Source organism: uncultured Arthrobacter sp., from assembly GCF_902805515.1.
Lineage (GTDB): Bacteria > Actinomycetota > Actinomycetes > Actinomycetales > Micrococcaceae > Arthrobacter_D.
The window spans coordinates 1-7812 of the sequence record NZ_CADCTE010000137.1 but is presented as its reverse complement, the minus strand read 5'-3'; the positions used below and the strand labels follow the sequence as shown (position 1 = coordinate 7812).

Sequence of the window (7812 nt, the reverse complement as noted above, 5' to 3'; positions counted from 1 at the left end):
TGCTGGGTAGGGCGGCGGGTACTGGGCGGCGGAGGCCTGCCCCTGCGGGAATGGTGCTGCGGAGGGCGGCGGGTACTGCCCGGCCGGAGCCTGCCCCTGCGGGACTGGTGCTGGGTAGGGCGGCGGGTACTGGCCGGCCGGGACCTGGCCCTGAGGGTAGGGCGGGTACTGCCCGGCGTTGGGCACGAAGGGATACTGCCCGTAGGGGTACTGCGCGTAAGGCTGAATGGCCGGAACCGGCGCCGGCACGACTATCCGGTCCCGCCGAAGGCTGCCGGACCGGTCGAACATCCGCAGCACGACGACGGCGAAAGCCGCCGTCGTCAGCACCGAGATGCCGAGCCCGATGGCGGAGCCCTCCTTGGCGTTGACGTCCACGAGGCCCACGGCGCCGAGCAGGAAGATGGTCGAGTTGTTGTCGACGTGCGCAGCGATCGCCGCCTCAAGGCCGCCCGTGCGCCACGTGATCCACCCTGCGAAGACAGCGAAGAGGGCGACGTCGAGCTGGCCCAGGGGGTCATAACCGTGACCCAGCACGAACAGCGGGACCGGCAGGAGGATCGCGAAGGCGGGATGGCGCAGCCAGCTGCCGACCGCCTGCATGAGGTAGCCGCGGAACACGTATTCCTCGGCGGCGGCCTGGAACGGCACGAGCAGGAGGGTCATCGCGATCAGGATGCCTACCCGCGGACCCGCAAGGTCGAGGGTTGGGGGAACATAGCCGGGAAACAGCGGCTCAAGAAGGAAGGACAGCGCGATGCTGAGCGAGTAGATCACGGCGGCAGCGGCGAGGCACCGGCCGAGCCATCCCCACCGGATCCGCCCGTGGACCGAGGAAAGCAGCCCGATGGGCCGGGGTCCGGTGATCAGGGCCGCAAGGGCGAGCGCGGGAATCAGCAGGATGAGGGACACCATCGTGAAGCCGAACACGAGCGGGTCCGAGAGATCGAAGGACTCGAGTCTTTCGAGGTAAGAGGCTCCCAGCGCCGGGTCGAGACCGCCCCTGATCCCACCGATGACGAGCACGATGAGCATGAACACCAGGTAGAAGATGGTGCCGAGCAGCCCGGTCAGCAGGGGCTTCCACCAGCGGTGGCCGGCCCAGGAGCGCGTCAGGCGATGGAAGGGGAAGGCCTCGCCCGCCGGGGCGCCGGCTGGGTCACCGGCCGGGTCCGCCGGTGGCTCCGCCGCTCGGTTCGATGCCGCCACGGCCGACGGGCCTTCTGCAAATCGGTCCACTGTGTGCTTATCCATCTCTCGTCGAGACCGTACCCGCGGATCGGGTCCGTGCCTTCTTCTCCTTAACGGTAAACGTCGACCAAAGTAGCCCGGGCATCGCGCCGCGACCGCACCTGGCCGATGACTGTCACGGCGCAGGTCAGGACGGCGGAGAGGGCGATGCCCGCCCACAGGTCGATCTTCAGTGCCGCGGCCCCCGCGACGGCGCCGGCCAGGATGAGGGCGATGGCAGCGGTCCGGCGCACCCAGAAGAGGCTCTTTCCGCCCGCGATCCTCGAGTCGGAGGCAAGCCCGGTGATGGTGGAGGTCACCACAACCGTCGTGATCTCGGCGACCTTCAGGCGTTTCGCGGTGGCGGCCTGGATTCCCATCACCAGGCCCAGTGCCGACGTCGTGATGCTTCCCAGGGTCTCGTCCTCGGCGACGTCGACAATGGCCGTGAAGACGGCGAGCGCCACCATCACCCCTGCCACCGCGGCCAGGGCGGTGGTCGTCCGGCCCGACCAGCCCTCGGGTGCCCGGCGCAGCAGCCGCCCCGCGATGGCTGCCCCCACCATAAAGAAGGCCAGCGCAAGGGCCGGCCGGAGCACCGGAAGGTCGCTGCCGCCGGCGAACGCCATCCCGAGGAGCACGACGTTGCCGGTCATATTGCCGGTGAACACCCGGTCCAGGCCGAGGTAACCGACGGCATCGATCACACCGGTGGAGAACGTCAGCACGAGCATCAACACCAGGTGCAGCCGGTCGGTGGACAGGGACGTCTTCTTCATGCGGTCCTCCAGGGACGTGCCGGTGGAAATCGGGGGCAGGGAGCGGTCCCGTCCAGGGTTTCCAAGGACAGGCCGCAGGAACAGGCCGCCGGGACGGGCTCACGGGTCAGGCCGGCGGGTGGGATGGCCGCGGTCCAGGCCCGGCGGCCCCGCCGGAACGGATCCACCCGGCGGCCCCGGTGCTGGTGATGATCTTGTGAGGAATGTATACGAAAGCATATCGTCGGAGCAGAGAAGATATCCGGTATCAACGGGCCCCGCCAAGGGGAGGCCCGTCCACGCCCTGCCCGGGCCGAAAGGCGCTTCCATGACGTACACACCGGCGGGGACCTTCACCACCCGTCCCACCCTGCAGGGCACCTTCGGCATGACCGCTTCCACCCACTGGCTGGCGACGGCCTCCGCGCAGGCTGTCCTGGAGCGCGGCGGCAACGCCTTCGACGCCGCGGTCGCGGGGGCCTTCGTGCTGCACGTCGTTGAACCCCACCTCAACGGCCCCGGCGGTGACATGACGGGCGTCTTCGCCACCGCCGAGGACCCCACGCCGACCGTGCTCATGGGGCAGGGCCCCGCCCCGGCCGGTGCAACCCGGGAACACTACCTGGCCGAGGGACTCGAGCTGGTGCCCGGGGCGGGGGCGCTGGCGGCCGCGGTGCCCGCGGCCGTCGACGCGTGGCTGATGTTGCTGCGAGACCATGGCTCGTGGGAACTCGGCGACGTCCTGGCCTACGCGATCGGCTACGCCCGGCACGGGCACCCCGTCCTGGCCCGTGTCGGCGCCACCATCGCCACCGTCGCCGAGCTGTTCACCGAGCACTGGCCCAGCTCGGCAGCCCTGTGGATGCCGGACGGACGGCCACCGGCCGCGGGGGAGATCATCACCAATGAGGCCTACGCGGGGGTTCTCGACGGGCTCGTCGGCGCCGGGGCCGGGGCCGCGACCCGCGAGGCCCGGATCGACGCCGCCCGCCGCGAGTGGCGGACCGGGGCCGTGGCCTCGGCGGCGGCGGACTTCCTTTCCCTCCCGCACCGCCATTCGTCAGGGACCGACCACGCCGGGGTGATCACCCGCGGGGACTTCGCCGGCTTCAGTGCGGGGTATGAACCGGCGGCCACCTACGAGTTCCGCGGCTTCACCATCGCCAAGACCGGACCGTGGGGGCAGGGGCCGGCGCTGCTGCAGACCCTCGCAATCCTGGACGGGCTTCCCGATGACCACCTCGACCCCTCAACGGCACTCGGCGCGCACACCATCCTTGAGGCTCAGAAGCTCGCCATTGCGGACCGTGAGGCCTACTACGGCGACGCCGCGGTGCCCCTTGAATACCTGCTCTCGGAGGAGTACGCGGCGCAGCGCCGGGCCCTGATTGGTGAGCGGGCCTCAACCGAATTCCGTCCCGGCAGCGTTCCAGGACACGAACCGTTCCTCCCGCCGCTGAGGACCGAGTACACTCCGCCGGCGGCCGCCGGGAGGCCGTTCGCCGGGGCGGGGGAACCGACAGTCTCCCGCGCCGGGGAGACCCGCGGTGACACCTGCCACATCGACGTCGTCGACCGCTGGGGGAACATGATTTCGGCGACCCCCAGCGGCGGCTGGCTCCAGTCCTCGCCGGCCATCCCCGGGCTCGGCTTCTGCCTCGGTACCCGCCTGCAGATGACGTGGCTGGAGGACGGTGCCCCCTCAACGCTGCGCCCCGGCCGGCGCCCGCGCACCACCCTGACGCCCACCCTCGTCCTCCGGGACGGCGAGCCCGTTGTGGCCCTCGGATCGCCCGGAGGGGACCAGCAGGACCAGTGGCAGCTGCTGTACCTGCTGCGGACCATCGTCGGGGGCTACACCCCCCAGGAGGCCATCGACGCGCCCTCGCTCCACACGACGTCGATTCCCGGCTCCTTCTGGCCGCGCACGTGGGAACCGGGTGGAGCGGTCGTGGAGGACCGGCTGGGGGAGGAGGTCATTGCGGAGCTCGAACGCCGCGGGCACGTGGTGACCCGGGCAGGGGACTGGGCGCTGGGGCGGCTCTCCTGCGTCACTGCCGATCCGGCCACCGGGATCCTCAAGGCGGCGGCCAACCCGCGCGGCGCGCAGGGATATGCTGCCGGCCGCTGACCGGCATCCGGCCGGCATCGGGCGGGCTGATTCCTACTCCGCTATCCCGGGACGTCATGCAGGGAGTGGGCCGCCCGCAGGACGGCGCCAAGGAGGGCGCCCGCTGCCCGCTGGCCGCCCTAGAGGAAGGGGCGGAGCGGCGCGAGCACCGTTTCGCTGAACCGCGCCACGACGTGCCGGCTCTCCCACTCCTCGAGGGTGAGCAGGCGGGTGTTTGAGCTGTCGATCTCGAAGATCTGTTCCATGGTCCGGGCCAGATCCTTATCGAAGATTTCGAGGTTGGTTTCGTAGTTTCCGGTCAGGCTCAGTCGATCGATGTTCGCCGTGCCCACCGTCGACCATTCGCCGTCCACCGTCGCGGTCTTGGCGTGGATCATGGCGTTCTGGTACAGCAGGACCTGCACACCGCAGCGCAGCATCGAGGTGTAGAACCCGCGCGAGAGGCAGTCGGCAACGACGTGGTTGGAGTCCTCGGGCAGGATCACGCGCACGTCAACGCCGCGCTGGCTCGCCCGCAGCAGCGCGTCCATAATCTGCTGGTCGGGGATGAAGTAGGCGGTGGTGATGTAGATGGAGCGCGTGGCGCGGTTGATGGCGTCGAGGTAGACCCCCCGGATGGGGAACACGAGGTTCGCCGGGATGTTGTTGACGGCCCGGATCCGCGGCTCCCAGAATCCGGCGCTGGTGTCGGCCATCTTCGCCTGCCGCTTCGCGCTCAGGTTCCAGACGCTCACGAAGGCCTGGCGCAGTTCCCACACCGACGGCCCGGTGATCGCCAGGTGGGTGTCCCGCCACTTGGTGGCGTACAGGGAACCGATGTTGTACCCGCCGACGAAGCCGATGGCGTCATCGACCACCATCAGTTTCCGGTGGTCGAGGCCGGTGCCCCGGATGTTGGTGAACAGCACCGAGGGACGCAGGACCGGGAACCGGAACACATGGACGTCAGGGTGGAAATGGTAGAACGACGGGCGCACCACGAGGTTGGCGAAGCCGTCGTAGATCACGTGGACCTTGACGCCGCGGGCCGCCGCGGCGTTGATGGCGTCACGGAACCGCCGCCCCACCGCGTCGCCCTTCCAGATGTAGGTCTCGAGCAGGATCTCGTGCTCGGCCTTCTCAATGGCCCCGATCATCGCGCTGAAGAGATCTTCGCCGTAGGTGTAGACGGTCGTCGTGGACTCGTTGATCGTCGTGGTGAAGGTGCCGGGCCGGGGGAAGCCCTCACGGGTCCTGCGGATGCGTTTCTGAACGGCGTCGATGAGGACGGCGGAGGCGATGACGGCCGCCTGGACACCGAAAAAAAGGAGTGCAGCACGGCGGAGGGCGGTCGTGGCAAACTCCATCACAGCCCTGTGGTTCAGCGAGTCCATGCTTAGAGCCTATCGTTCGGACGGCCCGGTCCCGACCCGCATCCCGGGCGCCCGGTCGGCGGCGCTAGTGCGCCCCGACCAGGCGGGCCTCCGCCGCGGCCTTGGCCACCCCGTTGGTCCACGCGTAGCCGTGCCCGGGCAGGACGAACTCGGCTCCGGTGCCCTCGAGCGCATCGAGGGAGGCGAGGGCAGCGGCGGTGTTTGCGGTCGCGGCCCGGGCGACGATCTGCGGGCCCCTCCGGCCGGTGTAAGGGTCGAGGGTCACCAGTGCGTCACCGCTGATCAGCACGCCCCGCTCGGGGAAGGACAGCGCACAGTGGCCCAGGGTGTGCCCCGGAGAGGGGACCAGGACGGGGTTTCCCGGCAGGGCGGCGGCACTGGCGGACGTCAACGGCTCGAGTTTCTTCACCCCGCGCACCTTAAGCGCTCCGGCGGCCGTCATGCGGGCCAGCACCGGGACCGCCTGGGGATACCGCACCGGGTACAGCAGCGGCGTCCTCTCGCGCTGGTATCGGTAGGGGTGGGCGGCGATGTACGCGTCGTCCACGTGGCCGTAGACGGGGATCCCGTGCTGGCTCCGCAGGTATTCGGCGAACCCGACGTGGTCGAAATGGCCATGGGTGAGCACCACGGCCCGCACGTCGGCGAGGCTCCTGCCCAGGCTGCTCAGCGCGCCGATGAACTTCCGCCGCGTGCCCGGCAGCCCTGCGTCGACAAGGAGCAGCCCCCCGCCGTCCTCGACCAGATAGCAGTTCGTGTGCGCGTGGGTAATGCGATGGATGCCCTCGGCGATATTCGGTGTGAACACGTTGGATCCTCCCTGAGGCAAGCCGGAAAATTCCAGCCAAGCAGTGCAAGGGGGAGTTCCGCAAGGACCTTTCTTTCCAAACCCGGGCTTGCCCGATACGTTGGAGGTGTAGTCGATTTCACGCCGATGTGCCGGTGTGGGGCGCCGGTTTCCCGGTCCTTCCGGGGTGGATGCCCCAATGCCGGCGCGAGTCCAGAAGCGGTAGGGTCCGGTGATCAGCGAAAAGGACCAGCAGCGCCGCACCTGTGCGGCCTTCCGGCAGACGAGCCTAAGCCTTTATGAGCTCTGGCTGCGCTATGTCGGGCTCGGCGGGAATGCCGGCGAGGAGGAGGTGGACGCCTACCTCTACAGTTCGCTGCTGCTTCCGGCCTTTGAGCGGGACATGCTCGCGCACGCGGTGAATGAATTCATTGCAGAACAACCGGCTCCACCGCGCGCGCCCTACAGCGGCGAAGGTCGCGGAAGGTCCTGATCGGCTGATAAATTCGAAGACCAACCCCTGTTACGTGAAAGGGCGGCCATGTCCGAATCCAGCCCCAGTCCCCTCAAGCAGATCATGATTGCTGCAGCCGACCTCGAACAGGCGGAGTTCGAGCGCGACCGGCTGGCCCTGCTGTACCGGGATCTTGTGCTTGCGGCCTTCGCGGCGGGGGAGGAGCCGGGCACGCTGTCCGAAGCCACCGGGATCCCCGAAGCCGAACTCCTCCGGATCGCGGCGCTGGTCACTCCGGCCGAGCGCAGCCGGGAGGCCTCGCCCCGGTAGCCCTCCGGCTGGCAGCAGGCTCTCCGCACCCGCTGGGCCATCAGCCCTTGTTGCCCGTGGTGGCGATCCCCTCGACGAAGTGCCGCTGGCCGATAAAGAAGAGGATGATCATCGGCACCGTGGTGATCACGCTCGCCGTCACCACCAGTTCCCAGTGCCAGTCCCCGCCGAACCCGAACTGATCGAGCAGCGCCTTCAGCCCTCGGGGGACGGTGAAGGTCGAACTGTCCCGCAGGTAGATCAGGGGGCGCATCAGGTCCGTCCAGGCCGCCTGGAACTCGAACAGCAGGGTGACGACGAGGGCGGGCTTGCACAGCGGCAGCGCGATGCGCGAGAACATGTGCCAGTTGTTCGCCCCGTCCACCCGGGCGGCCTCGAACAGCTCGCGCGGCAGCCCCAGGAAGAACTGGCGCAGCAGGAAGATGTAGAACGCGCTGCCGAAGAGGTTGCCCGCCCAAAGCGGGGTGAGCGTGCCGACCTGGCCCAGGCTGTTCCAGATCAGGAAGGTCGGAATCATGGTGACCGCGCCGGGGAGCATCATGGTCGCCAGGACCAGGCCGAACAGCACATTGCGGCCCCGGAACCGGAAGAACGCGAAGCCCCACGCCACCAGGGCACTGGAGATGGTGACGGTGGTGGCGGCGAGCACCGTGACGAGCACGGTGTTGCCCAGCCACAGTGCGAGCGGAGCCTCCTGCCAGACGGTGAGGTAGTTCTCGAACGTGAACGACTTCGGGATCAGCCGGTTG

Annotated in this window: 8 protein-coding genes; 3 read left to right on the top strand and 5 right to left on the bottom strand. The window is 69.0% G+C overall.

From position 1 onward, the window contains the following. The coding region (locus tag QZX79_RS12265) for a CPBP family intramembrane glutamic endopeptidase (protein WP_294568546.1) at positions 1–1239 on the bottom strand (1239 nt) is incomplete at its 3' end. Positions 1240–1301: 62 nt separating this feature from the next. Further along, a complete protein-coding gene (locus QZX79_RS12260; RefSeq protein WP_294568545.1) occupies positions 1302–2009 on the bottom strand; it encodes a YoaK family protein in 708 nt (235 codons plus the stop codon). A 307-nt stretch (positions 2010–2316) separates the two neighbouring features. Here QZX79_RS12260 and QZX79_RS12255 point away from each other — a divergent pair, with 307 nt between their 5' ends. Then, positions 2317–4119, top strand: a complete 1803-nt coding sequence (locus tag QZX79_RS12255; protein ID WP_294568544.1) for a gamma-glutamyltransferase family protein — start codon at positions 2317–2319, stop codon at positions 4117–4119. 119 nt (positions 4120–4238) lie between these two features. Here QZX79_RS12255 and QZX79_RS12250 read toward each other — a convergent pair whose 3' ends face one another. Together QZX79_RS12250 and QZX79_RS12245 are read right to left on the bottom strand one after the other, a co-directional pair. Then, positions 4239–5492 carry a phosphatidylserine/phosphatidylglycerophosphate/cardiolipin synthase family protein gene (locus tag QZX79_RS12250; protein WP_294568543.1) on the bottom strand — a complete coding sequence of 418 codons (1254 nt, stop codon included), beginning with the start codon at positions 5490–5492 and terminating at the stop codon, positions 4239–4241. A 64-nt stretch (positions 5493–5556) separates the two neighbouring features. Next, positions 5557–6300 (bottom strand): MBL fold metallo-hydrolase, encoded by a 744-nt coding sequence (locus QZX79_RS12245; RefSeq protein ID WP_294568542.1) that lies wholly within the window; start codon positions 6298–6300, stop codon positions 5557–5559. A 211-nt stretch (positions 6301–6511) separates the two neighbouring features. Here QZX79_RS12245 and QZX79_RS12240 point away from each other — a divergent pair, with 211 nt between their 5' ends. Continuing rightward, positions 6512–6772 (top strand): hypothetical protein, encoded by a 261-nt coding sequence (locus QZX79_RS12240; protein WP_120167113.1) that lies wholly within the window; start codon positions 6512–6514, stop codon positions 6770–6772. A 48-nt stretch (positions 6773–6820) separates the two neighbouring features. Beyond that, complete coding sequence (locus tag QZX79_RS12235) at positions 6821–7063, top strand: hypothetical protein (protein WP_294568541.1); 243 nt, start codon at positions 6821–6823, stop codon at positions 7061–7063. 40 nt (positions 7064–7103) lie between these two features. On the opposite strand, the gene QZX79_RS12230 is transcribed toward QZX79_RS12235, so the two are convergent. Further along, positions 7104–7812: carbohydrate ABC transporter permease (locus QZX79_RS12230; protein WP_294568540.1), on the bottom strand; the 709-nt coding region annotated here is incomplete at its 5' end.

What these genes read in the sequence shown, in the direction of transcription:
- QZX79_RS12235 (WP_294568541.1), top strand. Translation starts at nt 6,821, where the DNA reads ATGTCCGAATCCAGCCCCAGTCCCCTCAAGCAGATCATGATTGCTGCA.
- QZX79_RS12260 (WP_294568545.1), bottom strand. Translation starts at nt 2,009, where the DNA reads ATGAAGAAGACGTCCCTGTCCACCGACCGGCTGCACCTGGTGTTGATG.
- QZX79_RS12250 (WP_294568543.1), bottom strand. Translation starts at nt 5,492, where the DNA reads ATGGACTCGCTGAACCACAGGGCTGTGATGGAGTTTGCCACGACCGCC.
- QZX79_RS12255 (WP_294568544.1), top strand. Translation starts at nt 2,317, where the DNA reads ATGACGTACACACCGGCGGGGACCTTCACCACCCGTCCCACCCTGCAG.